This window comes from Kribbella sp. NPDC002412, assembly GCF_053592935.1.
The window spans coordinates 19382-41039 of record NZ_JBSFBL010000032.1 but is presented as its reverse complement, the minus strand read 5'-3'; the positions used below and the strand labels follow the sequence as shown (position 1 = coordinate 41039).

The 21658-nt window shown below is 68.7% G+C and carries 21 protein-coding genes, 1 tRNA gene and 2 pseudogenes; 12 read left to right on the top strand and 12 right to left on the bottom strand.

Annotated elements, in window-relative coordinates; genetic code table 11:
• Window positions 1-2: 2 nt before the first annotated feature.
• Complete coding sequence (locus ACWCOV_RS24595) at window positions 3-1088, bottom strand: hypothetical protein (protein ID WP_449831638.1); 1086 nt, start codon at window positions 1086-1088, stop codon at window positions 3-5.
• 398 nt (window positions 1089-1486) lie between these two features.
• Here ACWCOV_RS24595 and ACWCOV_RS24590 point away from each other — a divergent pair, with 398 nt between their 5' ends.
• Window positions 1487-2719 (top strand): hypothetical protein, encoded by a 1233-nt coding sequence (locus ACWCOV_RS24590; RefSeq protein ID WP_449831637.1) that lies wholly within the window; start codon window positions 1487-1489, stop codon window positions 2717-2719.
• Window positions 2720-2926: 207 nt separating this feature from the next.
• Here the strand turns inward: ACWCOV_RS24590 and ACWCOV_RS24585 are convergent.
• Window positions 2927-3012, bottom strand: a tRNA-Tyr gene (locus ACWCOV_RS24585).
• 82 nt (window positions 3013-3094) lie between these two features.
• On the opposite strand from ACWCOV_RS24585, the gene ACWCOV_RS24580 reads away from it, so the two are divergent.
• On the top strand, window positions 3095-3586 hold the full coding sequence (locus ACWCOV_RS24580) for a YajQ family cyclic di-GMP-binding protein (RefSeq protein ID WP_449831636.1): 492 nt from the start codon (window positions 3095-3097) through the stop codon (window positions 3584-3586).
• Between the two features lie 88 nt (window positions 3587-3674).
• Window positions 3675-4625 (top strand): phosphotransferase enzyme family protein, encoded by a 951-nt coding sequence (locus tag ACWCOV_RS24575; protein ID WP_449831635.1) that lies wholly within the window; start codon window positions 3675-3677, stop codon window positions 4623-4625.
• On the opposite strand, the gene ACWCOV_RS24570 is transcribed toward ACWCOV_RS24575, so the two are convergent.
• Together ACWCOV_RS24570 and ACWCOV_RS24565 are read right to left on the bottom strand one after the other, a co-directional pair.
• The gene (locus tag ACWCOV_RS24570) at window positions 4606-5805 is read right to left on the bottom strand and encodes a vanadium-dependent haloperoxidase (protein ID WP_449831634.1); all 1200 of its coding nucleotides are present in this window, start codon (window positions 5803-5805) and stop codon (window positions 4606-4608) included. The genes ACWCOV_RS24575 and ACWCOV_RS24570 overlap by 20 nt on opposite strands.
• 29 nt (window positions 5806-5834) lie before the next feature.
• Window positions 5835-6119, bottom strand: a complete 285-nt coding sequence (locus ACWCOV_RS24565; protein WP_449831633.1) for a hypothetical protein — start codon at window positions 6117-6119, stop codon at window positions 5835-5837.
• Between the two features lie 156 nt (window positions 6120-6275).
• On the opposite strand from ACWCOV_RS24565, the gene ACWCOV_RS24560 reads away from it, so the two are divergent.
• A complete protein-coding gene (locus ACWCOV_RS24560; RefSeq protein ID WP_449831632.1) occupies window positions 6276-7022 on the top strand; it encodes a response regulator transcription factor in 747 nt (248 codons plus the stop codon).
• Here the strand turns inward: ACWCOV_RS24560 and ACWCOV_RS24555 are convergent, their stop codons facing one another.
• Together ACWCOV_RS24555 and ACWCOV_RS24550 are read right to left on the bottom strand one after the other, a co-directional pair.
• Window positions 7023-7757, bottom strand: a complete 735-nt coding sequence (locus ACWCOV_RS24555; RefSeq protein ID WP_449831631.1) for a hypothetical protein — start codon at window positions 7755-7757, stop codon at window positions 7023-7025. It lies immediately after the preceding gene.
• A gap of 10 nt (window positions 7758-7767) precedes the next feature.
• Window positions 7768-8553 (bottom strand): helix-turn-helix domain-containing protein, encoded by a 786-nt coding sequence (locus ACWCOV_RS24550; protein ID WP_449831630.1) that lies wholly within the window; start codon window positions 8551-8553, stop codon window positions 7768-7770.
• A 102-nt stretch (window positions 8554-8655) separates the two neighbouring features.
• On the opposite strand from ACWCOV_RS24550, the gene ACWCOV_RS24545 reads away from it, so the two are divergent.
• Both ACWCOV_RS24545 and ACWCOV_RS24540 read left to right on the top strand, forming a co-directional pair.
• Entirely contained in the window at window positions 8656-9516 is an 861-nt protein-coding gene (locus ACWCOV_RS24545; protein ID WP_449831629.1) for a phytanoyl-CoA dioxygenase family protein, read from the top strand.
• Window positions 9513-9818: a hypothetical protein gene (locus ACWCOV_RS24540; protein ID WP_449831628.1), complete on the top strand. Its 306-nt coding sequence runs from the start codon at window positions 9513-9515 to the stop codon at window positions 9816-9818. The genes ACWCOV_RS24545 and ACWCOV_RS24540 overlap by 4 nt, the downstream gene beginning before the upstream one ends.
• Here ACWCOV_RS24540 and ACWCOV_RS24535 read toward each other — a convergent pair.
• Entirely contained in the window at window positions 9808-11301 is a 1494-nt protein-coding gene (locus ACWCOV_RS24535) for an HD domain-containing phosphohydrolase (protein ID WP_449831627.1), read from the bottom strand. The two genes, ACWCOV_RS24540 and ACWCOV_RS24535, sit on opposite strands and share 11 nt — an antisense overlap.
• Window positions 11302-11368: 67 nt before the next feature.
• Here ACWCOV_RS24535 and ACWCOV_RS24530 point away from each other — a divergent pair, with 67 nt between their 5' ends.
• Window positions 11369-12523 carry an MFS transporter gene (locus ACWCOV_RS24530; protein ID WP_449831626.1) on the top strand — a complete coding sequence of 385 codons (1155 nt, stop codon included), beginning with the start codon at window positions 11369-11371 and terminating at the stop codon, window positions 12521-12523.
• On the opposite strand, the gene ACWCOV_RS24525 is transcribed toward ACWCOV_RS24530, so the two are convergent.
• A complete protein-coding gene (locus ACWCOV_RS24525; RefSeq protein WP_449831625.1) occupies window positions 12524-12832 on the bottom strand; it encodes a hypothetical protein in 309 nt (102 codons plus the stop codon).
• A gap of 33 nt (window positions 12833-12865) precedes the next feature.
• On the opposite strand from ACWCOV_RS24525, the pseudogene ACWCOV_RS24520 reads away from it, so the two are divergent.
• From ACWCOV_RS24520 to ACWCOV_RS24510, 3 genes and pseudogenes are all read left to right on the top strand, one after another.
• Window positions 12866-14773, top strand: a pseudogene (locus ACWCOV_RS24520) (nSTAND1 domain-containing NTPase); the annotation flags it as partial.
• A gap of 1246 nt (window positions 14774-16019) precedes the next feature.
• Window positions 16020-16121: pseudogene (locus ACWCOV_RS24515) on the top strand (hypothetical protein); the annotation flags it as partial.
• A 387-nt stretch (window positions 16122-16508) separates the two neighbouring features.
• Window positions 16509-17183 carry a WD40 repeat domain-containing protein gene (locus ACWCOV_RS24510; protein WP_449831699.1) on the top strand — a complete coding sequence of 225 codons (675 nt, stop codon included), beginning with the start codon at window positions 16509-16511 and terminating at the stop codon, window positions 17181-17183.
• A gap of 37 nt (window positions 17184-17220) precedes the next feature.
• Here the strand turns inward: ACWCOV_RS24510 and ACWCOV_RS24505 are convergent, their stop codons facing one another.
• On the bottom strand, window positions 17221-17646 hold the full coding sequence (locus tag ACWCOV_RS24505) for a MarR family winged helix-turn-helix transcriptional regulator (RefSeq protein ID WP_449831624.1): 426 nt from the start codon (window positions 17644-17646) through the stop codon (window positions 17221-17223).
• Between the two features lie 96 nt (window positions 17647-17742).
• Here ACWCOV_RS24505 and ACWCOV_RS24500 point away from each other — a divergent pair, with 96 nt between their 5' ends.
• The gene (locus ACWCOV_RS24500; RefSeq protein WP_449831623.1) at window positions 17743-18627 is read left to right on the top strand and encodes an LLM class flavin-dependent oxidoreductase; all 885 of its coding nucleotides are present in this window, start codon (window positions 17743-17745) and stop codon (window positions 18625-18627) included.
• Between the two features lie 6 nt (window positions 18628-18633).
• On the opposite strand, the gene ACWCOV_RS24495 is transcribed toward ACWCOV_RS24500, so the two are convergent.
• Window positions 18634-19314: an RraA family protein gene (locus tag ACWCOV_RS24495; protein ID WP_449831622.1), complete on the bottom strand. Its 681-nt coding sequence runs from the start codon at window positions 19312-19314 to the stop codon at window positions 18634-18636.
• A 34-nt stretch (window positions 19315-19348) separates the two neighbouring features.
• Window positions 19349-19897 (bottom strand): AAA family ATPase, encoded by a 549-nt coding sequence (locus ACWCOV_RS24490; RefSeq protein ID WP_449831621.1) that lies wholly within the window; start codon window positions 19895-19897, stop codon window positions 19349-19351.
• 167 nt (window positions 19898-20064) lie between these two features.
• On the opposite strand from ACWCOV_RS24490, the gene ACWCOV_RS24485 reads away from it, so the two are divergent.
• Complete coding sequence (locus ACWCOV_RS24485; protein WP_449831620.1) at window positions 20065-20859, top strand: class I SAM-dependent methyltransferase; 795 nt, start codon at window positions 20065-20067, stop codon at window positions 20857-20859.
• On the opposite strand, the gene ACWCOV_RS24480 is transcribed toward ACWCOV_RS24485, so the two are convergent.
• Window positions 20779-21654 (bottom strand): TrmH family RNA methyltransferase, encoded by an 876-nt coding sequence (locus ACWCOV_RS24480; protein WP_449831619.1) that lies wholly within the window; start codon window positions 21652-21654, stop codon window positions 20779-20781. The two genes, ACWCOV_RS24485 and ACWCOV_RS24480, sit on opposite strands and share 81 nt — an antisense overlap.
• Between the last annotated feature and the right edge of the window lie 4 nt (window positions 21655-21658).

Here is a 21658-nt window from a genome sequence, read left to right as displayed (position 1 = left end):
GCTCACTCCTTAGCTGGCATCCGCGGCAACCACAGTGGCGCCGGTTGTGCACCCTGATTGTGAAGAGTCAAGAATCGGGTTTCGGCTGCAAGCCACAGGTTCTCGAGCCTGCCCATGCCATTAATGGTCAAGTGCCCTAGCTGGTTCGATTCTGCGCACCGGCCGGACTCCCAGAGCATCGTGGTGTTCTCTTCCAGCAGTCTCTTTCGGCGCCATTGAGGCATCGGATGGCTTGAGCTCGCGGGAAGCTCCTGCTGCAGCCCGGTGGTCATGTACCACAGGCCTCGCTCGACATATTGAAATCCAGCCAGCGCGAGGTCGGTAATCCACAAACTTATGACCTGCCGCTCCTGCGGTTCTGTACCGGCGACAAGACTCGAACCCACCTGGTCGGCGGCGTACTCGCGATGTTGCCATTCTCCAGGTGACAGATTTCGAGTCGGTGCGTTTAGGTGCCCCAATAGCAGGTGGGAGAGCTCATGACAGACGAGGAACAGGCGCATCGGCGCTGCGATCATCGAGGCAATAACGCGTGTCCGCCACGTCAACTGAGGACGGACAACCGCCTCGGTCGTCCCATGCAGAACGTATGATACGAGCAGATCCGCGAAGTATTCTGCTGCACATTCGGTGTCGGCACCAACTTCGCGGTTCGCCAGATTCTCCGGCCATGGGATTCCCCACCAATCGTCCGGAATGTCAGCGGCGACGATGAGCGCGTATTCTTGAACGAACGAGAGCAGGGTGTGATCGAACATCACCGCGGCCTCGTCGGTGCCTGCGATTTTGCGAGTTCTCGCGTTGAAGTCGCCGCTGGGCAGAGTCGCGATGCGGGCTCTGTAAGGAAGCTGCCAAGGAGTCTCAGCAATAAGTGTCTCGGCAACGTGAAGGTAATAATTGTACGAGCTCTGCAGCCACGGGTCCGTGAATGGTGTTACAGGCTCAGGGTCGAAGTGCGACGTGAGATAGTCGTCGACGGCCTGTTCCGCCTCATCCCACTCGGTCCGGCTAATCGCCCCGTCAGGAAGAGTGCCGTGGAGCGTGCTGATATCTGGGCGCTGGATGCCCGCTGCGAATCGCTCGAACATCTCGACAGGCTTCCAGCCGAGACCGGAGCGCACGGCCAACTCACCGTACGCCCGTTCCTGCCACTGAGCTACGCGCTTCCTAGCGACCGCGCTCCAGGCCTCATCCGTCGAAGAAGTCGGCATAGCAGAAATCCCCCTGATCAAGCATGCTACGCGCCAGGTCCGCCCGAGTCAGCCGATCAGAGCCGGTGTTCTGCGCCAGGTCGAAGGCGGTGACGGCCGAAGGGACGCAGACCCAGATCTCCGAGTCGGTAGCCTGAGTCAGGCGGAATGGACACCGATGCGGTTGAGGGCCATGCGATCGATACACCTGCTTGCCACGGCTGCCGGCGCAAGGCGACCATCCTCGCATCGGCGAGGCGGTGACCTGCCGCCGGTGTTGTCGGTAATCATTTCTCATGGCTAGCTTCGGCGGGATCGACCTCGGGGCAGATGGTGCGGCAGTCTTCGAACTGACCTCGCAGACAGACGATGAGGATTTCATCTACCCGCTCCCCGATGGCTCAGCGGTCGTCGTTCCCGCGAGTAGTAGGTACGTCGTGGTGCGCCAATGTCCGGGAGCGACCTTCGATGAGGTTCATGGCAACGCCCGCGAGGCGGCAAACCGGGCGATCGACGTCTATCTCGGTCTACGTGGCCGACCTCTGGTGCTAGCGCATAAGGACAGCGCCTACTTGGTCGCGTGGCAGTCCCAAACTGGCCATACGTTACGTCTCGTTGGCCGCATTCAAGTCAGCACACGGGTCAGAGCAAAGGGGGAGGTTCGTCACGCTGACGGAACCCTGGTGATTCCGGCTGAGCTGCCGCCTCCGCAGGCCTGGCATGAATGCTTGCGCTACTACCGGGTCTCCGAAAGTGCGACCGATCTGTTCGACTCATTTAGGTCTCTGTACCTCGCAGTTGAGTCGCTGCTGAGTGACGTGGTTCCGCCTGTGCCGAAACCTAACGGTCAGCCCGAGGGTGACAGCGCCTGGCTTAAGCGAGCGCTACAAGTCGTCGGGCTAGCGGTCGATCTGAGGCCCTATGCGCCGCCATCACAGCAGGCAGCGCACAATGCAATCCATCGCGAGCTGTACAGGAGCCTACGAACCGCGATCTTCAACTCGAAAAAGGGTCGTGCAACGTGGACACCGCAGGCTTGGTCCTCGCGTGCGGTGGTTGTAGAGGCCAGGATTCGCTACGCCAGAATGTTTCGGACCCTGGCGGCGGAGTACCTCGGCATGCGCTATCCAAGCGGAGGATTCGTGCAGGCCGCCTGGGAGACTGCGTGGGAGACCGTTCTGAGCGATACCCGGGTCTTCGTCAGCGACGACCCAACGAAGGTCGATGACGAACCCTCCGGTCAGTATCAGATTGCGCCGGCCGGAGGAGCTTGGGTTGAGCTGCCGACTGCAGCGTCCGAGGACATGTCCACGGACTGGTGTCGCGGCGTGATGGGCGTCGAAAGCGCCCCGACCGTGCACCAGAGCCTCAGCCCGATCCGCCGGTTCGGGACGCTCAAAGGTGGCGAGCTGACCATGGTCGAGAACCTCAGCGCGCCACTCGTGATCAACGGCTTCGACCAGGTGCAGGTCGTGATGCTCGTCGAAGGCCGCACCTACGGTCAGCCGAGGCAGGACTTCGAGTCCTAGTCACCCCAGCTCGGCACCCGTGGAGTGTTGACTCTCCCAGGCCGCGCTGGAGGCGCGAGTTCGCAGCAACTTCCGCACGCATTCCGCACGGACAGCCGTAGATCACCGTCGTCAGCCGGACGCGGTCGGACACTGACGGCGCACACGAGAGTGGCCCCTGACCTGCGTTTCCGCAGGTCAGGGGCCACTTCTCGGCTCGCTGCGTGCTGGTGGCGGGTGCAGGGTTCGAACCTGCGTAGGCATACGCCGACAGATTTACAGTCTGCTCCCTTTGGCCGCTCGGGCAACCCGCCAGGGTGCTGCCGGTTCGTGAACCGGCGTGGGAGACGATACAACAGACAGTGCCCCTGACAGCAAATCGGAAAGGAACTGCCCATGGCATCGGAGTCCTCCTTCGACATCGTGAACAAGGTCGACCGTCAGGAGGTGGACAACGCCGTGAACCAGGCGGCGAAGGAGATCAGCCAGCGGTTCGACTTCAAGAACGTGGACGCCGGGATCAAGTGGTCCGGTGAGGCGATCGACATGCAGGCGAACACCGAGGAGCGGGTGAACGCCGTCCTGGACGTCTTCAAGGACAAGCTGGTCAAGCGGCAGATCTCGCTCAAGGGCCTGGAGGCGGACGAGCCGAAGCTGTCCGGCAAGATCTACAAGATCAACGCCTCGATCAGCGCCGGCATCACCCAGGAGAACGCGAAGAAGCTGTCCAAGCTGATCCGCGACGAGGGCCCGAAGGGCGTCAAGGCCCAGATCCAGGGCGAGGAGCTCCGCGTCTCCAGCAAGAGCCGCGACGACCTGCAGGCCGTACAGGCCCTGATCAAGGCCCAGGACCTCGACTTCGCCGTCCAGTTCGTCAACTACCGCTGACCCCGGTACGGCGGCCCGGCGGCACCCGACGCCGGGCCCCGGGGAAACCTCTCGCTTGACCTGGGTTCGAGCGGGCATGCTGGCGGGCGTGCGGGAGACGTTGATGCGGCGGTGGTTGCTCGAGGACTTCGGGCTGGATGTGATCGAACTCGCACCGATCGCCCACGGCGCCGATGTCGCGGCGCAGGTGTGGCGAGCCCCGACGGTCGCCAACACGTATGCGGTGAAGTGGAGTGCGGCCGGGACCAACACCGGGCATCAGGCGGCTGCGTATCTGGCGGACAGTGGGGTCGACGGCGTGCCGGAGCTGGTCCGGACGGTCGACAGCGGGCTCTGGAGCTTTCACGGGAAGAAGCGGCTGACCGTGACGCCGTGGATCGACGGGGCGCGGGCCGCGGAGACCGGGCTCACCACCGAGCAGTGGACGCAGTACGGCGTACTCCTCAGGCGGGTCCACGACGCAGAGCCGCCCGAACGGCTCCGCAACGCGCTGCCGACGCGCAGCCCGGTCGACGCCCGCATCCCGCAGCTGGCCGAGCAGATCGACGCGCGCCTGACCACAGAACCGCCGGAGGACGAGCTGGAAGAGGAGCTGGCGGCGGTCTGGAAGGAGCACGAGGACACCATCGCCACACTGCTCAACGGACGGCCGCCCGAGCCCAGCGGCCGAAGAGTCGTGTGCCACGCCGACCCGCACCTGGGCAACGTCCTCGTCAACGACCGCGTCCACCTGATCGACTGGGACGACGTCGTCCTCGCGCCACCTGAGCAAGACCTCATGTTCATGCTCGGCGGCATGGGCCCCCTCGGTCCCACCACCGCCGAGCAGCGGGCAGCCTTCTTCAGCGGGTACGGCGACCACGAGCCCGACCCGGACGCGGTCACCTACTACCGCCACGCCAGAGCCGTGGAAGACGTCGTGCTGTGGGCCGAGCAGGCGATCACCGGACCAGACCGCGAGGACTCCCTGAGCATCCTCAGCGGAGTCCTCGGGCCCGGCGGACTAGCCCACCTAGCAACTAGCGGAAGCGACGGCTGACCCAGTCGGCGACGTCCGTGCCCAGAGCCTCGCCGTCCGCCATGGCGTGCCGGAAGTGCAGGCCGGACAGGATCCGGGCTTCCGTCACCTCGGCACGGACCGCAGAGAGCCGGTTGTAGGTCCGGGTCGCCCCCGTGACCTGGCTGTCGACCGTCAGCGAGACCTTGTCGGTGTGGAAGTAGGCCTGCAGCGCCCGCGTGGCCGATGCGGTGAAGCAGGCGTGGCCGGACGGGTAGTCCGGGTGGTTGGCGCCGAGCAGCGGCTGCCAGGTCGGATCGGCCGTCGTACGCGGGTTGCCGTCGGTGTCCGCACGCTGGATGGCGTGGACCGGCCGCCAGAAGCGGTAGTGGAACTTCGCCTCCCAGCAGGCCGTCAGCGCGTCCCCACTGCTCACGTGGACGAGCGCCAGCATCCGTGCAGCCTCAGACAGCGACAGCTGGCGATCACTTGCCAGCCGCAGGAGGGTACGACTCCACTGCTGGGCAGCCTGCTCCGACCAAAACATCGCCGTCTCGGTCCCCCAGGCGCTACGCGTCGTACTGTCCTTGCGCCCAACCGAAGCGACCTCAGCCACGTCACGCGCGTACCGCTTGCTGGTCACCGGATCCGGACCGTCCGGCCGGAACTGCGACCGGGACCGCAGCGTCAGCGGCCTGACCTGCGTCAGCACGAGGTCGACCGGTGGCGTCGCCGCAGTCGGCTCCCACACCCCAGGCCCCGGCTTGCGCTGCACGTACGTCACCTGGTTGTTCAGACCGTCCCCCGCCCGCCAAGCCAGTACGGCGTCCGCCACCGCACGCCCGAGCGCGATCCCACGGGTCTTGGCCTTCCCGTCCGGCACACCGGCCAGGTAGTCGGCGTACGTCGTCTCCAACGACACAGCCGGCACGCGAGCCTTCAGTACGTCGTACGTCGCAGTGGCGACCGCAGCCGCGGCCGACGCGTGCCGGTCCGGGCGTACGGCGGCCACGTACGGCCGGCCGTGTCCCAGCCCGGCGACGGTGTCGGCGATCGCGATGTGCACGATCCCCATCAGCACCTCGGAGCTGGCAGGCGGCCGACCGGTGACGATCGCCTGCGTGGCCACCCGGCTCCAGTCGAGCACCGGTGCGGCAGACGGGGCCTTGGCGGTAGCAGCGGGCGACAGCCCGACCGCGCTGAGCGCGAAGGTGGCCAGCAATGCCGGCCACCTCCACCTGTGTCGTGCCCTCACCGGGACCCCACGGCAGCGATGCGCGGCACCCGGCGACCGGCGATCGCGGTGACGACGGTCGCCGCGATGGCTGCGAGCAGCATCAGGCCGATCACCTGCAGCAGCGACAGGCCGGTCTCGACCACGACGGCCGGCTGGGCGGCGACCCCACCGTCGTACGACGGCGGGATCGCCGTGTCCGGGTCTTCCGGCGGCAGCTTCGCGTACGCCGTACCGGACAGAGCGACGATGGTGACGAGCAGCGTGGCCGCCAGTGCGGCCAGGCGGGACAGCGGTTTCATGAGTTTCCTCCCCAATCGTGGAACTTCCCACGACCCAATTCGTGGAACTTCCTGTCACCAACCGTCGCCGCGGCCGGCCGGTCGCAGCCATACGCAGTTCGACGTATTCGCCCACCGCCGTTCCGGGCTTAGCCTGGCTGCAGGGAGGGGTACGTCATGGTGGAGCAGCTGACCGTCACCGAACGCGACCTGCGCAGGATGTTCGACGTGATCGACCGGGGGCGGGAGGCCGGGCCGGACGAGGTGTACCCGCGGGAGTTGATGCGGGCGCTCGCCGAGCTGATCCCGGCCGACGACATCACGTTCCAGGTGAGCCGTCCGCTGGAGCGCGAGTTCGTCGCGCTGGAGGAGGTGACCGAGGAGGAGGTCGTCATCGAGGACGGCTGGGAGGAGCTGTTCTGGCAGTCCTACTGGTTCGCCGACGCGTGCAGCCGGCCGCAACGCACCGGCGACTACGAGAGCGTCTGGAAGGTCTCGGACTACCTGTCCGCGGGGCAGCTGGCGCGGACGCCGATCGGGGAGTGGTTCCGGCTGAACGGCATCCGCAGCGAGATCACCGTGCCGTTCCCACCGAGCGGCTCCGAGGACCGCCGGCTACTGCTGTTCCGCGGCACCGGCCGCGACTTCAGCGAACGCGAACGGCTGCTGCTCCGGATGCTCCGGCCGCACTTCATCGAGGTCCACCGCGCCCTGGAACGCCACCGGGCCGGCATCCCGGACCTGACCAACCGCCAGTTGGAACTCCTCCGGCTGGTCGCGGCCGGCCACAGCAACACCCAGATCGCCCGCCGCCTCTTCGTTGCCGAAGGCACCGTCCGCAAACACCTCGAGAACATCTACGAACGCCTGGGCGTCACCAGCCGCACCGCCGCCGTGGCGACCGCCTTCCCGCTGTCGGCCTGATTAGGCGTGGCGCATCCAGATGTTCGGTTCGCGGTAGACGCCGGTGTCGGCCTGCCGGTCGATCTCGAGCAGCGTGAGGCCGTCGGGGATGACGTAGGGGCCGGAGGCCGGGAGAGCCAGGCCGGTCCACTTCTCCCAGTCGGCGACGCTCCCGGTCATGTTCTGTGAGTACGGCGCGGCCGCGACGATCGTCGCGCCGAGGCGGACGTGCGTGCGGACCCACGGGTCGAGCGGCAGGCCGTCCTCGCGGGTCCAGGTCATGAAGGTCTCGATCGGCGTCAGCGGGTAGCTGGACTTGAGGGTCGGCCGGACCGGCGCGATCACCTTCGGCAGCCCACCGGCCGCCGCGCGCTCCCGGACCGCCGTGATCACCCGGCCCGCGTGCCCGCGCCCCTGCTCGTCGGACCGTACGGCGGCCGCCATCAGCACGAACGTGTCCGGTACGACGCCTTCCTCGTACGACGTCACCGCCCGCACCATCGCGTCGGTGAAACCGCCGGGCAGGTCCTCGACCGTCCCGTCCCACGCGATCGGCACGCCCCAGCACCCCGCGACCAGCCGCCGCTCCTCGGTGACCAGGTAGAACTCCCAGTCCCGGAAGTACTTCTCCCGCCGTCCGGCGTACTTCCGCACCTCCAGGTCGTGGAAGATGAACTCCGGCCACTCCTCGGCGAACCGCTCGCCCGCCTCGGCATCCAGCTCGGGCGCGTCCGCGACCGGGATCAGCTCGTACATGCGCAGAACGCTAGACGCCAGAGACCGCCCCGGCCACTGCGTTTCGCACCGCGCGCGGCGACCCGCCGAGCTCGCGGCGGCAGGTCTTGTTGAAGGCCTGCAGGTCCGGGATGCCGACCGAGGCGGCGACCGCGGGGATGGAGAGCGTCGACGAGACCAGCAGGTGCCGCGCGCGGGCCATCCGGCGCCGGCGGATGTAGGCGATCACGGTCAGCCCGGTCTCGGCGTGGAAGAGCCGGGTCAGGTGGTTGTGCGAGACGCCGGCCATCCGGGCCAGCGCCGGGACCGTGAGCGGCTGCGCGAGGTTCGCCTCGATGTGGGCGATCGCCGCCGACACCGCCGGGTGGGTCGCGTCCTCGGCGCCGGCCGACGACCGGAGCTCCGCGATCCGCCACAACGCCGTCCACACCTCGGCCGTCACCCGCGCGGACCCCGACGGCGACGCCTCCAGGGCCGAGCGCAGCAGCTCGGCCAGCACCGGCGCCGCCGACCCCGCGTCCTGGACGACGGGCAGGTACGACGGCTCGCCGGCAAGCGTCGGCCGGAAGTGTGCGTACAGGTGCTCCGACCGGCCACGGTAGTCGAACTGCACCAGCGTCCCGGCGGGCGTGAGGCTCACGTACCCCGGCGCCACCGCGTACGCCGTACCGTCGACGCTCAGCTCGGCGGAGTAGCTGTAGAGGTGCAGCTGCCACAGGTCCGGCAGCCGGAACACGTCGCGCAGGCTGCGCACGCCGTGGATCCCGGCGCCGACGCTCACCACCTCCGGCGGCGCGGCCAAGTGCAGCTCGATCATGGGGAGAAATTACCACCAGTGGTGATCACATCCCACGCGCGACAACGCTGTCTCGCCCTAGCCTGGTGGAGTAGTTACCACTTCCCCCCGAGAGGGAGACTCATGCCCCATCCGCATCGCAAGAACCTGCTCACCTCGGTTCAGATGGCGCATTTCGTGGCCACCGGGTCGCTCCGGATGGACGCCGTCGTTCCGGACGACATGAACCAGCAGGCGATCGAGGTCCTGAAGGCCGGCATTCCCGGCGTCCCGTACGGCACCCCGCTGTCCGAGGCGTTCACGGACAGCGAGTTCGTGCAGCGGCTGGTGCAGCTGCCCGAGGTCGCCGGCGCCATCCACAGCCTGGTCGGGCCGGAGCCGACCGTCGACCATCACGCCGTGCACATCCGCAAGGCGAACGAGGGTGAGGCGCAGAACCTGCACGGTGACGCGATCATCGACGTCCGCCCGGACGCGTTCGACGTCCAGCTGATGTACTACCCGCAGGACGTGACGCTCGAGATGGGCGGCACCCTGAGCGTGCCCGGCAGCCACCTGCGCCGGACCAACGAGTCCGACACCGGCCGGTACCAGAACCTGCTCGGCCAGACCCGGCTGACCTGCCCGGCCGGCACCGTGCAGTTCCTGCACCACGGCATCTGGCACGGCGGCCGGAGGAACGACAGCGCCATCGACCGCTACATGTTCAAGATCCGGTTCAACCCGACCGTCCGCCAGGTCCGGCTGTGGAACACCGAGGACCTGTACGACGACGAGGTCGCGCGCGAGCTGAAGCAGACCTTCCCGTGGTACGAGAACGCCACAGGCCGGCTGGAGATCTACAACCGGGTCAAGCTGTGGCAGGCCATCACCGGTGACGACACCATCGACCCGGACTACTGGGTCACCCGGGTCTCGAACCGCCCGCAGCGGGTCGTCGCCCAGCGCAGTCTCAACCCGCACGCGAAGAGGGAGATGGTATGACCACGACCGCCAGCGAAGCCGCTCAGCAGACCACCGTCCGCCAGCAGGTGCTGGTGCTCTACCTGGCCTCCTCGGCGCTGGACGCTCGGGTCGTCGGCTGGTCGACGTACGACGGCACCGGCGCGACGTCGCCGACGACAGGGGACAGCGACGTCCCGCCGTACGCGACCGGTCTGGACGCGCTGAAGGACGGCTGGCGGCTGTTCCAGGCCGCGCAGCTGCTGCCGCCGTTCCCGGGGCACGAGTACGACGTGTCGTTCCTGAAGCACGAGTTCTTCTTCGAGAAGCTCGTCACTGTGTAAACAGCCCGTGCTGCATCGCGTAGAGCGCAGCGGCGGCTCTGGTCGAGACACCGATCTTGGCGTAGATGTGCTGGACGTGATGCTCCGCAGTACGGCGTGACACCACCAGCTCGCGCGCTATGCCGGCGTTGGACGTGCCGCGAGCGAGCAAACGCAGTACGTCGATCTCCCGTTCGGTGAGACCGGCGGGACGGCTCATCCGGCGGCCGGGCACCTGTTGCCCGGCCGCCGCGAGCACAGCCTTGACGCAGCGACCGTCGAGTCGGCCGGCCGCGACCTGCGCCAGGATGATCTCCGCTGCACCCTCGGCCGAGTGTGCGGACCGGTGCGGACGGTCCTGCCTGAGCGCTTGATAGCAGTCCGCCGCAGCAAGGATCCGTGCGGCCGTGGAGAGCTCACCACCCTTCGCCTGCCGCGGATAGCCACTCCCGTCGAGCCGCTCGTGGTGCAGAGCCGCCAGTACGGCGATGGGCTCGAGTACTCGGGATCGGGCAAGGATCCGCTCGGACTGGTACGGGTGCAGGCGCACCTTCTCCCAGTCCGCTCGCCTCAGCAGTCCCGGCCGTTCCCACACCGCTGTCGGCACTGCGACCCGCCCGAGGTCGTGCAGCAGGGCAGCACGTCGTAGTGTCGCCCGCTCGGTGTCTTCGAAGTGCAGTAGTCGCGCAGCCTCGTCTGCGAGCGTCGCAACGCCTGTGGAGTGGCCGAAGAGGTACGGCGACTTCAGGTCGACGAAGTACGCGAAGGTCCGGGCCAGCTCATCCAGATCGTGGGTAGTGCCCCACGGGCGCGGCTCGGCGTCCAGAACCGCTTGCCACACGTCGATGTCGTCCAGGTCGGCGACCAGGCTGTCGTCGTACTCGGCGACCACGAACGGGTCGAGCCAGGTGCCGCGGCGCTTGATCAGTGTCTTCTGTCCGCCGATGACCGCTTGGGTGGCGACCTCGGCGATGCGGGTGGCGACGTGGATCTCCTTGCCGGCCAGGCCTTTCGGCGTTCCCTTGCCGTCCCAGCGCTCCAGGTTCTGGTAGAGCGCTTCGGCGGTGGCGTGTCCCAGGCCCAGGTGCGTGGCCAGCATGCTGCCCACTTCGCAGACGGCCAGCAGGAGCTTGTCCTCACTTGTCGTCATGGTGCGCGCGACGTACTGCAGACGTCTGAGGCCGGCGCCTCTGCCGACGTGCATCAAGTAGTTGAGGGCCTCCCGGTGGCTGTTGATGTCGGTGCGCTCGGCCAGTGGGCGCAGCTCGGCGGCACGGGGTCCGGCGAGATGGACCTCCTCGTGGGTGGTCGCCGTACAGCCCAGATGGCGCAGCAGGGTGGCGTAGTAGACCGTGCGCTTGTCATTGACGCCCAGCCGATCGGCGAGGCGCATCGCGACCAGACAGCTGCGGATCGACTTCTCCGGCGGCTGCGCCATGGCGAGGTCGAGCGTCACCGACAGCGCGCAGAGCAGCTCGGCGAGCCGCACCTCCTGCTGTGCCATCGCACCTCCCCGCAGATGGGCAGATCTACCGATGCCCATACCTCCCCCTACGGCCATTGTGGGCCTCATGAGCACAACGGCAACGTCCAAGCCCCGTCTGGTGACCCCGCAGTTCGTGCTGCTGGGCTCGGCCGCACTGGCCTACTTCCTCGCCGACGGGATGCTCGTGCCCGCGGTGCCGCGGTACGTGGCGGACGAACTTACCGGCGGTAACATCGCGGTCGGGCTGGCGGTGGCGGTGTTCAGCCTGTCCGCGCTGGTCCTGCGTCCGTGGGCCGGCCGGCTGGCGGATCTGCGCGGTCGCTCGATCGCGATGGTTGGCGGCGGCATCATCTTCGCCGCGTCGGTCGCCGGCTACGGCTTGGCCGACTCGGTTGGTGTGCTGGCGGCGCTCCGGTTGCTCACGGGCGTGGGTGACGCGTTCTTCTTCGTCGGTGTCGTCACCGCGATGAGCGATTTGGCTCCGGCCGAACGCCGCGGTGAGGCGATCAGCCTGTTCTCGCTGTCCCTGTACGTCGGTCTGGCGCTCGGACCGCCGATCGGGGAGGCGCTGGTCGGTACCGGCTTCACCACGGTTTGGCTGGCCTCGGCCGGGTGTGCGCTGGTCGCCGTACTTCTTGCTCTGCGGGTGGGGGACACCCGTGAGCCGACGGTGGATTCGGTGGAGGCTGTTCGTGGGCGGTTGATTCCGCCGGCGGCCGTCGTACCTGCGTTGCTGCTGCTGGCGTTGGTGTGGGGGATGGCTGGGTTCCTTGCCTTCGTTCCGTTGTACGCGCTTGATCTCGGGTTGCCGGGGGCCGGGTTCCTGCTGTTCGGGTTCGCGGCGATCGTGGTGGTGATCCGGAGCGCCGGAGCGCGCCTTCCGGACCGGTTGGGCGCGGCCCGGAGCGTCCGGATGTCGTTGCTGTGCACCACGATCGCGCTGGCGACCATCGGTCTCTGGCGATCCGTGCCCGGTCTCGTTGTGGGCACCGTCGTACTCGGCATCGGCGTCGCCCTCGGCACTCCCGCGATCATGACGCTGGCCCTGAACCGCGCCCCGGCCGCCGAACGCGGCGCGGTCATGGGCGTCGTCAGCATGAGCATCGACCTGGCCCAGGGCCTGGGCCCCACCACCTTCGGCCTGGCCGCAGCCGCCACCACCCGCAACGGCGGCTTCCTGGCTGCGGCGCTGATCGCGGCCGCCGGCCTGGCGTTGGCCTGGCGATCGGTCCGGCGCTGATCACGCCGGCTGCGGGCGCTGCGGGCGGTCGCGGTGGCGGGCGACGGCGAAGGCGGTGCCGAAGGCTGCGCCGGTGAGGGCGAACCCGGCCAGCGCACCGAGGACGGCCGAGCTGGTGTCGCCGCTGCCCGGTGTGGCAACCGGCGCGAGCTCGTACTGCGGGTCGTACGCCGGGTAGCTGGGCGGTCCCTGCTCCACGATCGCCGGGGTGTTGGGCCGCTCGGGTACGTCGACGGCCGCGGCCGGGACGGCGGTTGCCGCCAGGGTGAGAAGGGCGGCTGCGCTCGTCATCATCAATCGCTTGGACATGGTTCCTGCTCCTCGACTTCGCGACCGCCGCTGGTGGCGGTTCGTCGTACCTGTTGTCGGCCCAGGCGGTATCGGATCGGCTGGAGGCGGTATCGGATCGGTATCGCCGCCGTTGACGGACGGCTGCGGGCGGCCGACAGTCGAGGGGTGGGTATTGCCGTTCTCGGCCCGCTCACGATCGAGGGGGACCAGGGGAGACCGAAGTTGCTGGGACGACGCGATCGCGTCGTCCTTGCAGCCCTGTCTGTGCATCCTGGTCAGGCCGTCAGCGCCGAGGAGCTGGCCGACGTGGTGTGGGGCGAACACTTGCCGGCGTCCTGGCAGAAAGTGATCCAGGGCTGCGTCGTCCGGCTGCGCAAGGTGCTCGGCGCCGGCGCGATCGAGACCGTGCAGCTCGGCTACCGGCTGACGCTGTCCCTCGAGGAGATCGACGCCCAGCGGTTCGAGCACGCGGTGAGCCGGGCTCGCAGTCTGCTCGCCTCCGACGAGGCGGAACGGTCCGCTGTGGTGCTGGCGGATGCGCTGACACTGTGGCGAGGCAGACCGCACAGCGAGCTGGACGGCTGGGACGTCGCACGCATCGAGGTCGAGCGCTTGAGCGAGCTGCGCCAAGCAGCCGAGGAGCTGTACGTCGAAGCAGCCCTGCGATCCGGGCAGCACGACAATGTGCTGGCGAAGGCGCGTGCCCTGGTCAGCGAAGCGCCGATGCGGGAACGGCGATGGGCGCTGCTGGCGATCTCGCAGTACCAGACCGGCCAGCAGGCCGAGGCGTTGCGGACCATCCGACGATTGCGCGCCGTACTGGACCGCGAACTCGGTCTCGACCCGAGCCCTGACATCGACGCGCTGGAGCAGGCGATCCTGCGCCAGGACCCCGCGCTCGTCGCCGAGAGCGCGCTCCCCGAGCCCGACGCGGTCTGTCCGTACCGCGGCCTCGAGTCGTACGACGTGGGGGACGCAGACGGCTTCTTCGGTCGCAGCGCCGACATCGCTGCGTGTCTACGCAAGCTGGCCGATACCGGCGTACTGGCCGTTGTCGGGCCGTCGGGATGTGGCAAGTCGTCGCTGGTCCGGGCCGGCGTGGCAGCGTCGTACAAGGCCGATGGCAAGCGGGTCGTCATCCTGACCCCGGGTGCCCATCCGGTCGCCGCCTTGGCCGCTGCGATGCCTGGGATCGGGGCGCCGCCGGTGCTCGTGGTGGATCAGTGCGAGGAGGTCTTCTCGCTGTGCCGGGACGCTGCGGAGCGCGAGACGTTCTTGTCGGCGCTGAGTGCGCACCAAGGCATTCTCATCGTGTCGTTGCGCGCCGACCGGATCGCCGACATCTCCGCGCATCCCGCGTTCGCGCGTACGGTCGAGCGCGGCCTCTACCTGTTGTCCGGGATGACGCGGGACGACCTGCGCTCGGCGATCGAGCGGCCGGCCCGGATGGCTGCGCTGACCGTGGAGCCCGGCCTCACCGACCTCGTGGTCAACGAGGTGGCCGACCAGCCCGGCGCGTTGCCGTTGATGTCGCACGCGTTGGCGGAAACCTGGAAACGGCGCGAGGGCCGGACGCTCACGGTCGCGGGCTACAACGCCTCCGGCGGGATCCGCGGGGCGGTCGCGCAGTCGGCCGAGCAGATCTACGAGCAGACGGCTGCCGAGCAGCGCACGGTACTGCGGGATCTCCTGCTCCGACTGGTCACGCCAGGACCGGACGGCGAACCGATCCGCAGCCGACTGCCGCGACGCCTCGTCATCACCGGAACCGCCGACGACGCCATGGTCGACCGGCTCGTGGCCTCGCGCCTCGTCACCAGCGACGACGGTGTCGTCGGCCTGGCCCATGAGTCGCTCGCCCGGGCCTGGCCGCGGTTGCGGGACTGGCTCGACGACGACCTCGAAGGCCAACGCATCCTGCACCATCTCGCGGTCGCCGCCGATGCCTGGGACGACCTCGGTCGCCCGGACAGCGAGCTCTACCGCGGCAGTCGCCTCGCCAAGGCGACCGATTGGCAGGAGCACACGAGCTCGACCCTGACCGCGACCGAGCAGGAGTTCCTGGCCGCGAGCCGGCGAGCGTCACAGGCCGAGCTCCGGGCCGCCGAAGAACAGGCCCGCCGCCAACTCAGCATCAACCGCCGCCTCCGCATCGCCCTCGGCACCGGCGCGCTGCTCCTCGTCGGAGCCCTCATCGCCGGCTTCATCGCCGCCGGCCAGGCCAACCGAGCCGACCAGGCCGCCACCAGCGAACTCGCTCGCCGGGTAGGCGCCCGAGCCCAACTCACCGAAGGGATCAGCCACTCCCTCCTGCTCGCCACCCACGGCGCCCGCCTCCAACTCACCCCCGAAACCCAAGCCAACCTGGTAGCCGCCATCAACAAGCGCCCCGGCCTACTCCGCTCCTGGCCGGCCCCCCACGGCCGCATCGAAAACATCGAGGTCTCCCCGGACGGCACCCGCATCGTTTCCGGCGACGACAAAGCCACCTTCCACCTGTACGACGCAACCTCGGGCCGGGTGCTCAGGTCGTACACCTTCGGTGCAATCCACGTAGACGAAGCGAAACTCACCACGCCGCGGTTCAGCCCGAACGGTCAGCTGGTCGCTGCGATCTCGACGAGCCGCTTCGGGGAACCTCTCGACCCGCAATGGCCGATCCGCCTGTTCCGGGCCGACACGCTGGCGCCCGTCGATCGGCAACCTGTGCTGCAGGAACCCGGCGGGCTGTTCTTCCACAGCCTCGCCTTCAGTGCCGACGGCAACCATCTCGCGGCCGGCGTGACCCAAGGCACCGGACAGCCCGGTGACGCCGCCTTCGCCCTGGTCTGGAACCTCCGGACCGCCGACCCCCCGCGTCAGGTGTCGTTGCCGAGTGGAGCGCAGGAGATCGCGCTCAACCCGAACGGCCAGGTCGTCTACAGTTCCTGGCCGCTCACGGCGTACGACGTACCGAGTGGACGGAAACTGTGGCAACGTGCGGACGTTGTCGGCGAGGCCGGGATCGAGGTCAACTCGACCGGCAGTCTCCTCGCTGCTCAGCAGTTCTCCCCCACCCACGTGAGCCAGGCCCCAACCGTTCTGTTCGACGCCGGAACCGGCGAGACGGTCCGGGCACTGCACACCGAGGACGATTCGGCCAGGGGGTCCGCCTTCTCTGCCGACGGGTCGAGGATTCGCGGCGGCGGAGCTCAGCGGGCAGGTCGTGGTGTGGGACGTGGCCACCGGCAAGCTACTCGAACGGATCAAGACCGCCGAGGTGTCCTGGGCCGTCGACTTCAGCCCCGACGGCCGCACGCTGTACACCGGTGGGGACGAAGGGGTCCTACGGTCCTACGATCTCACCGGCCAGCGGCAGTACCTCCGCCGCATGCCGTCCGTGCCTGCACGCGACTACTTGCACGTCATTCCGTCCGACGACGGCCGGCGGACTGCTTATCTCTGGCGAGACGCCCGCGGCTCGTGGGTGAGCTTCTCCGACACGGCCACCGGTCGTACGACGCCGCCGGCGAACCTCGGGTTCACCCTGATCACAGGCCTCTACCGGCTACCTGCCGCCTGGCATCCGGACGGCGGCCGCCTCGCGGTCGCCAACACGACCGCGATCGCGGTGCTCGACACCAGCACCGGGAAGGTGCTCGAGCAGGCCACGACTCCGAGGATCACGTCGATCGCGTACGTCGGGGATCAGGTGATGGCCGGTAGTGACGTGGGATATCGGTTGTACGGCGCGGGACTCGTGGACGAAGGGGTCGCCTTCAGCCGGTTCGCGGACTGCTGTACGGCGCCGGCGCCCGACCGGCAGAACGCCGTGATCTTCCTGGACACCGTCGACTACGCCAGCGAGCAGTGGTGGCAGATCCGGGTCGCCACCGGCGAGATCCTCTCGCAGGGTGGTCTTCCGCTCGCCGTCAACCACGCGGCCTACGCACCGGACCGCAACGTGGTCGCCGTTACCGGCGGGAGCGGCGAGGTGATGACCATCGACCTGGCGAAGAGCGAGGAGACGATCGCGCCGACGATCAGCCACGCCGCCCGCGGCCTGTACATCCGCTTCTCCCCGGACGGCTCGAAGGTGGTCTCCGGCGCCGAGGACGGCACCGTCAGCCTCTGGGACGCCCGAACCCTCGAGCTCCTCGGCACGGTCTCGATCGCCGACGGCGTCCACCCGCCGGTCGCCGCGATCCCCACCTTCGTCGACGGGAACGACGTCGTACGCATCGCGTCGCACGACGGTCAGATCTACCACTGGGACACGCGCCTCACCAACGCCATCACCCGAGCCTGCACCATGGCCGGCCGCAACCTCACCCCAGCCGAGTGGACCCAAGCCTTCGGCGACCGACCGTACGAGAAGACCTGTCCCTGATCGAGCCAGTCGGCGCAACTCGGCGTCGGTTTCACCATCAGCCGAAGATGCTCGTCAAGTTGCTGGTGAGAGTACGGCGAGCTGTCGCCGACAGGCCCGCGGTGAGGGCCTCGATGCGGGTGGTGAAGGCGTTGTGGGCGTCGTGGGCCAAGCTCAGACCTGGGCCGGTGAGCTCGATGTGGCAGGCGCGGCGGTCGGTGGGATGGGGGATCCGGGCGACCAGGTCGCGGCGTTCGAGGCGGTCGACCATGCTGGTCAGGCTGGAGCGCTCGATGCTCAGGATCCGGCTCAGCTCGGTCATCCCGAGCGGTCCGGCCAGGAGGACGCAGAGCAGGTGCGCCTGCTGCGGGGTGAGGCCGAGCGGCCGGCTCGTCTCGGCGTACAGATCCTGCAGGACGTGCATCGTCTGGACGAGCGCGCCCGCCAGCCCGGTGTCGGTCGCCTGCGCTGTCGTGGTCGCCATACCTCCACTGTAGTCCGCAGCACGGACAGTTTGCGTGCCTGATAGTTCGTAGGGCTACTATTTAGGTGTACGAAGCATCTGAGAGGAGATCGGACCATGAACGTACGTTTCGGCTACGGCTCACCCGACAAGGTTCGCGACGTCGACCGGATCCTCCGGCTGGCCGCGCAGGCCGACCGGGACGGCCTCGACCACGTCAGCCTGTCGGACCACCCGTACGTCGCCGACCTGCTCGACGGCTACGCGACCATCGCCTTCATCCTCGGCCGGACCGAGCGGCTGTCGGCGTTCGTCAACGTGACCAACCTGCCGCTGCGCCCGGCCCCGGTGCTCGCGCGTACGGCGTCCGCGCTGTCGGCACTGTCCGGCGGCCGGTTCATCCTCGGCCTCGGCGCCGGCGGCGCGTGGAACCACATCACCACCATGGGTGTGCCCGAGCTGCGGCCCGCGCAGGCGGTCCAGGCGTTCGAGGAGGCGATGCAGCTGGTCCGGTCCATGTCCGACGGCGGCCGGCCGACGCCGACCAAGCACTACCCGATCGGGCACCTCAGACCGGCGAACGTCGCCGCACCGCTGGTCTGGACCGGGTCGAACGGCCCGAAGTCTCTCGCCGCGACCGGCCGGCAGGCCGACGGCTGGATTCCCGGCCACGCGGCGGACTGGCTGAGCGACCGCTACCGCTGGTCCCGCCCGATCATCGACGAGGCAGCGCTCGCGGCCGGCCGCAAACCGTCCGACGTCGCCACCGTTTACAACTTCCCGGGCGCGATCACCGCGACGCCGGTACGCCGTACCCGCGACGACGACGGCCGCTGGATCGGCGGCTCCCCGGCCCAATGGGTCGAGGAACTCACCGACGCCGTCCTCAACCACGGCGCCGCCGGCTTCACCCTCTTCCCCACCGGCCCGGACCCGTACGACGTCCAACTAGCCCGCTGGTCCCAAGAAATAGCCCCAGCCGTCCGCGCCGCGGTCAGTTGAGCGCAATCACTCCTCGATGGCGCCGCGGACTGAGCGGAGGTGTTGGCGGAAGGTGAGGTCGGGGTTGGTCGCGCGGGCGGCGAGGTAGTCCGCGAACTGGACCTGCTCGCGCAGAGACCGCCCGGACCGGATCGCGGTGGCCTGGGTGTGTTCGGTGTCGCGGATGGATTCGGCCAGGTCGAAGATCTCGTCGAGGCGGTCGGCCGGGACGAACACGATCCCGTCCTCGTCACCGAGCACGACGTCGTCGCGGGTGACCGTCCAGTCGCCGATGGTTGCCGTGGACAACGCGTCGGCCGGTTGCGGGTCGAGGCGCAGCGGCCCGGTCGGCAACGCGCCGAGGCTGAACACCGGCAGCCCGATCGCCGTGATGTCGACGGTGTCGCGATGCAGCCCCCACACGACGAGCCCCGCGATGCCGGCGGCCTTCGCCTCGAGTGTGACCAGGTCGCCCACGCAGGCCTCGTCCCGACGCCCGCCGTTGTCGACGACCAGTACGTCGCCCTCCGCAGCCGACTCGAACGCCTCGAGGAAGACGTCGACGCTGCCCACGTGCTGAGCCGGCAGTACCCGGCCGGCGACTCGACCGCCGGCGACGGCGGTCAGTGAAACGGTGCGAACCGGCACGCCGGCCCGGATGCAGGCGTCCGCCACATGCGCGGTGGTGAGCTCCTCGAATCGCTTCATGCCTTGACTTTAGGCAGGCCCCGCGTCGCAGCAGTCACCGCGACAGAAAGTTGAGGATTTCTGGCAGTGCCGGGTAGTAGACGTCGGTCGACGTGTCGACGGTGAGGGCCGGCACCGGGAGGTCGACGGACTGGAACGCGTTGTGCGTACGGAGCCGAGCGTCGTCGTCGATCTGGGCGTCCTCGTGCGCGCGCCGGTTGGCGTCGGAGGCGGTCCGGGCGTGGATCCGGGCCAGCGCGAGGTCGGCCGGAACCACGCAGTGGATGATCCGGATGTCGGCCCGGTTGAGCAGCGGCGTCAGGCCGGGGCTCCACAGCCGGTCCTGGAACGCGGCCTCGGCGACGACCGACGTACCGCGGCCGACCAGCAGGCCGATCACGTCGAAGAACGTCGACAGCGTCCGCATCGTCAGCGGGTCGCCCGGCCCGGGAACGAAGCCTGGGGTCGCGTGCGCCATCCCCTCCTTGATCTCGTCCCGGCAGATGGCCGGGCAACCGATCGCGGCCGCCACCCGGTGCGCCAGCGTCGTCTTCCCGGTCCCCGGCGGGCCGCTCACCACAACCACCATCGGCTTCGACTGCACCGCCGAACCCTAGCCACCCGTTCGGCCCGGTCGCCACCCCACGTAAGACCCGCGTTCAGGCGACCTTCCGCGTCAACCATCTTGTGTCAATATACGAGATGATATGTCTCACGAAACAAGATCGCGGAGTAGCGTGAGAGTCGTCGCCGAGGGCAAGGGAGCCTTTGATGAGCAACGTGTACACGCACGGCCACCACGAGTCGGTGCTGCGGTCGCACACCTGGCGGACCGCGGAGAACTCGGCCGGCTACCTGCTTCCGCACCTGCGGCCCGGGATGTCGCTGCTCGACGTCGGCGCCGGCCCGGGCACCATCACGGCGGACCTGGCCCGGCTGGTCGATCCCGGGAAGGTGACCGCTCTCGAAGCGACCGAGTCCGCGCTCGACATCACCAAGGCGACGTTCGCCGAGCTCGACATCCGGGTGCAGTTCGTCGTCGGCGACGTACACCAGCTGGATCTTCCCGACGACACGTACGACGTCGTGCATGCGCACCAGGTCCTGCAGCACGTGGCGGATCCGGTGCAGGCGCTGCGCGAGATGCGGCGGGTCTGCAAACCGGGCGGGATCGTCGCGGTCCGGGACTCCGACTACCACGGCTTCACCTGGTACCCGCAGCTTCCCGAGCTGGACGAGTGGATGGACCTCTACCAGCGGATGGCCCGCGCCAACCAGGGCGAGCCGGACGCGGGCCGACGGCTGCTCTCGTGGGCGCTCGAAGCCGGCTTCGAGAAGGTCGACGCGACCGCGAGCAACTGGGCGTTCGCCGACGAGGACTCGCGGGCGTTCTGGGGTGGCATGTGGGCGGACCGCATCCTGCAGTCGGCGATGGCCGATCAGGCGCGCCGGGCCGGCGTACCTGAGGAAACGCTGGAGCGCATCTCAGCCGCCTGGCGTGCCTGGGCCGCTCGCCCCGACGGCTGGATCTCCATCCTCCACGGCGAGCTGCTCTGCACCGCGTGAGCTGATGCGTTGGCGCGAGACCTCGTAGAGCACGGCCGTCGCCGCGTTGGCGGCATTGAGCGAGCTCGCCGAGCCGGTGATCGGGATCCGGACCAAGGCGTCGGCGGCGTCTTTCCACGCGGCGCTGAGGCCGGCTGTCTCGTTGCCGATCAGCAGCAGGGCCGGCTGGGTGAGGTCGTAGTCGAAGACGTCAACGGACCCGTGCTCGTCGGTCCCCACGATCACGATCGGCACGTCGGCGGAGCGCCGTACCCAGTCGATCACTTCACGATGCGACGGCACGCGTACGGCGGGGACGCCGAAGAGGGACCCGGTCGTCGCCCGCACTGCCTTGGGGTCGTAGATGTCGGCGGCGTGCCCGGTGACGATCACGCCGTGCGCGCCGAAGGCGTCCGCGGACCGGATGATCGACCCGATGTTGCCTGGCCCGGTCGGCCGGTCGAACACCACGCCGAGAAAGTCCGGCCGGACCGGGATCCGGTCCAGGTCGTCCGGCGGCATCTCGAGCACCGCGACCACCTCGGCGTCCTTCTCGCCGAGCTCGGCCAGCAACTCCGGCTCCATCGCCACCCGCTCGACCCCGGGCAGCCGCTGGTACAGCTCCTGGGCCCAGCGCGACAACGGCCGGGACGCGTCGTGAATGACCGTCCGCACCGGCCATCCGTTGTCAACGGCAACGGAAATCGGGCGCACCCCCTGCACCAGGAACTCACCGGCCCGGTGCCGCTTGGTCCGGTTGGTCAGGTAGGACTGCCACACCTGAAACCGAGCGTTCCGAGCCGAGATCCGTTGCACGTCA

Excerpts from the sequence above, each read along its gene's own strand:
- ACWCOV_RS24555 (WP_449831631.1), bottom strand. The coding sequence starts at position 7,757 with ATGTACGAGCTGATCCCGGTCGCGGACGCGCCCGAGCTGGATGCCGAG.
- ACWCOV_RS24510 (WP_449831699.1), top strand. The coding sequence starts at position 16,509 with ATGGCCGGTAGTGACGTGGGATATCGGTTGTACGGCGCGGGACTCGTG.
- ACWCOV_RS24550 (WP_449831630.1), bottom strand. The coding sequence starts at position 8,553 with ATGATCGAGCTGCACTTGGCCGCGCCGCCGGAGGTGGTGAGCGTCGGC.
- ACWCOV_RS24580 (WP_449831636.1), top strand. The coding sequence starts at position 3,095 with ATGGCATCGGAGTCCTCCTTCGACATCGTGAACAAGGTCGACCGTCAG.
- ACWCOV_RS24540 (WP_449831628.1), top strand. The coding sequence starts at position 9,513 with ATGACCACGACCGCCAGCGAAGCCGCTCAGCAGACCACCGTCCGCCAG.
- ACWCOV_RS24595 (WP_449831638.1), bottom strand. The coding sequence starts at position 1,088 with ATGTTCGAGCGATTCGCAGCGGGCATCCAGCGCCCAGATATCAGCACG.
- ACWCOV_RS24545 (WP_449831629.1), top strand. The coding sequence starts at position 8,656 with ATGCCCCATCCGCATCGCAAGAACCTGCTCACCTCGGTTCAGATGGCG.
- ACWCOV_RS24560 (WP_449831632.1), top strand. The coding sequence starts at position 6,276 with ATGGTGGAGCAGCTGACCGTCACCGAACGCGACCTGCGCAGGATGTTC.
- ACWCOV_RS24485 (WP_449831620.1), top strand. The coding sequence starts at position 20,065 with ATGAGCAACGTGTACACGCACGGCCACCACGAGTCGGTGCTGCGGTCG.
- ACWCOV_RS24505 (WP_449831624.1), bottom strand. The coding sequence starts at position 17,646 with ATGGCGACCACGACAGCGCAGGCGACCGACACCGGGCTGGCGGGCGCG.
- ACWCOV_RS24495 (WP_449831622.1), bottom strand. The coding sequence starts at position 19,314 with ATGAAGCGATTCGAGGAGCTCACCACCGCGCATGTGGCGGACGCCTGC.
- ACWCOV_RS24500 (WP_449831623.1), top strand. The coding sequence starts at position 17,743 with ATGAACGTACGTTTCGGCTACGGCTCACCCGACAAGGTTCGCGACGTC.
- ACWCOV_RS24525 (WP_449831625.1), bottom strand. The coding sequence starts at position 12,832 with ATGTCCAAGCGATTGATGATGACGAGCGCAGCCGCCCTTCTCACCCTG.
- ACWCOV_RS24530 (WP_449831626.1), top strand. The coding sequence starts at position 11,369 with ATGAGCACAACGGCAACGTCCAAGCCCCGTCTGGTGACCCCGCAGTTC.
- ACWCOV_RS24535 (WP_449831627.1), bottom strand. The coding sequence starts at position 11,301 with ATGGCACAGCAGGAGGTGCGGCTCGCCGAGCTGCTCTGCGCGCTGTCG.
- ACWCOV_RS24565 (WP_449831633.1), bottom strand. The coding sequence starts at position 6,119 with ATGAAACCGCTGTCCCGCCTGGCCGCACTGGCGGCCACGCTGCTCGTC.
- ACWCOV_RS24590 (WP_449831637.1), top strand. The coding sequence starts at position 1,487 with ATGGCTAGCTTCGGCGGGATCGACCTCGGGGCAGATGGTGCGGCAGTC.